The organism is Acinetobacter sp. C15 (assembly GCF_013420645.1).
GTDB classification, from domain to species: domain Bacteria; phylum Pseudomonadota; class Gammaproteobacteria; order Pseudomonadales; family Moraxellaceae; genus Acinetobacter; species Acinetobacter indicus.
The window spans coordinates 1-2,270 of the sequence record NZ_VOXR01000103.1; the positions used below are offsets into that span (position 1 = coordinate 1).

The 2,270-nt window shown below is 56.1% G+C and carries 3 protein-coding genes; 2 read left to right on the forward strand and 1 reads right to left on the reverse strand.

Annotated elements, in window-relative coordinates; translation table 11 throughout:
• The first annotated feature begins 200 nt into the window (after positions 1-200).
• A complete protein-coding gene (gene aac(3)-IId, locus FTT63_RS15250) occupies positions 201-1,061 on the forward strand; it encodes an aminoglycoside N-acetyltransferase AAC(3)-IId (protein ID WP_000557454.1) in 861 nt (286 codons plus the stop codon).
• 12 nt (positions 1,062-1,073) lie between these two features.
• The gene (locus FTT63_RS15255) at positions 1,074-1,616 is read left to right on the forward strand and encodes an AAA family ATPase (protein ID WP_000587837.1); all 543 of its coding nucleotides are present in this window, start codon (positions 1,074-1,076) and stop codon (positions 1,614-1,616) included.
• A gap of 407 nt (positions 1,617-2,023) precedes the next feature.
• On the opposite strand, the gene FTT63_RS15940 is transcribed toward FTT63_RS15255, so the two are convergent.
• Positions 2,024-2,270: hypothetical protein (locus tag FTT63_RS15940; protein ID WP_206299284.1), on the reverse strand; the 247-nt coding region annotated here is incomplete at its 5' end.

Consider the following 2,270-nt stretch of genomic DNA (forward strand, 5'->3'; position numbering starts at 1 on the left):
CTAGACAAAATGACACCAAATGAGTTTTACTATGATCAGCTACCCCAACAAAACAAGGTGGCTTAACTAGAGCGGAATATCACTTATAAATACGCTTTTAGTTGTTCAAACAAGTGGGACCACCTCTATATATCTCGATAGGTATAGTAGAGTGATATCTCGATAGGTATAGTGTTTTGCAGTTTAGAGGAGATATCGCGATGCATACGCGGAAGGCAATAACGGAGGCGCTTCAAAAACTCGGAGTCCAAACCGGTGACCTCTTGATGGTGCATGCCTCACTTAAAGCGATTGGTCCGGTCGAAGGAGGAGCGGAGACGGTCGTTGCCGCGTTACGCTCCGCGGTTGGGCCGACTGGCACTGTGATGGGATACGCGTCGTGGGACCGATCACCCTACGAGGAGACTCTGAATGGCGCTCGGCTGGATGACGAAGCCCGCCGTACCTGGCTGCCGTTCGATCCCGCAACAGCCGGGACTTACCGTGGGTTCGGCCTGCTGAATCAATTTCTGGTTCAAGCCCCCGGCGCGCGGCGCAGCGCGCACCCCGATGCATCGATGGTCGCGGTTGGTCCGCTGGCTGAAACGCTGACGGAGCCTCACGAACTCGGTCACGCCTTGGGGGAAGGATCGCCCGTCGAGCGGTTCGTTCGCCTTGGCGGGAAGGCCCTGCTGTTGGGTGCGCCGCTAAACTCCGTTACCGCATTGCACTACGCCGAGGCGGTTGCCGATATCCCCAACAAACGGTGGGTGACGTATGAGATGCCGATGCTTGGAAGAGACGGTGAAGTCGCCTGGAAAACGGCATCGGATTACGATTCAAACGGCATTCTCGATTGCTTTGCTATCGAAGGAAAGCCGGATGCGGTTGAAACTATAGCAAATGCTTACGTGAAGCTCGGTCGCCATCGAGAAGGTGTCGTGGGCTTTGCTCAGTGCTACCTGTTCGACGCGCAGGACATCGTGACGTTCGGCGTCACCTATCTTGAGAAGCATTTCGGAACCACTCCGATCGTGCCTCCGCACGAGGCCGTCGAGCGCTCTTGCGAGCCTTCAGGTTAGAGGCCGTCGACAATGATAATCTGGATCAACGGACCTTTCGGCGCCGGAAAGACGACGCTCGCTAAGCGGCTGCGCGATCGGCGTTCCAAATCGCTGATCTTTGACCCCGAGGAAATCGGGTTCGTGGTGAAAGAAACGGTCCCCATGCCAGCGAGCGGAGACTATCAGGATCTCCCCTTGTGGAGGGGACTTACGATCGCGGCGGTCAGGGAGATTCGAAGGAATTACTCGCAGGACATCATCATCCCAATGACGCTCGTGCACCCGGACTATCTGACTGAGATACTCGACGGGGTAAGGCGGATCGACGATCAGCTGCTGCACATCTTTCTGACGCTCAACGAGGACCTATTGCGTCACCGGATCGCGAACCAGACCATGCATCCTGACCCGAATCGAAATGCGGAGATTCGAGAGTGGCGATTAGCGAATGTCGCCCGATGCTTGGCCGCAAGGGAACGGCTTCCATGCACAACCCGTGTTCTCGATAGTGGTGCACACACCAGCGATGAACTCGCAGCGATGGTGCTCGACGGAATCGATGGGCGCACCTGATCGCCTTCGACGCCTGCGCAAAGCGTAGCGCGAGGGTGGCGGGCTCACGACCAAACGCCCAGAGGTCGATCATCGCAGGGATGTTTGGCTTTGTGGTGCGGACGACGGGACTCGAACCCGTACTCTCACAGAGAAGCAGATTTTCGTACCACCTCGACTTTCGCCGCCGTCTGATGACGTTCGTGGTCTGGACTGTCCCTTCGCCATTGCCCGAAGGCTTTAGGCGCCGCCCGTCCAGTCTCTACACCTTCCCCCGAAGGGGCTTGGCTCGGGATTGGCTTAGGGTATTGCCCGTTAGCGTTCCCCGACTTTGAGCGGTTCTACTCCGCGGATTTCCCCGCGGGCACTCCAATTTTAAAGTCTGCTGCGTCTACCGATTTCGCCACGTCCGCCTTTTTTCGCCGTTCCTAGCGCTCGTGCGATGCACCTATGTTGCACCTAGCGCCGAATCGTTCTTCGTCATCCTGAAAAACCACGTCTCCTAAAGCCTTGCATAGCTTATCTTTTCTCCACCACGAACTTTTTTGGGCACTGTTGCAAATAGTCGGTGGTGATAAACTTATCATCCCCTTTTGCTGATGGAGCTGCACATGAACCCATTCAAAGGCCGGCATTTTCAGCGTGACATCATTCTGTGGGCCGTACGCTGGTACT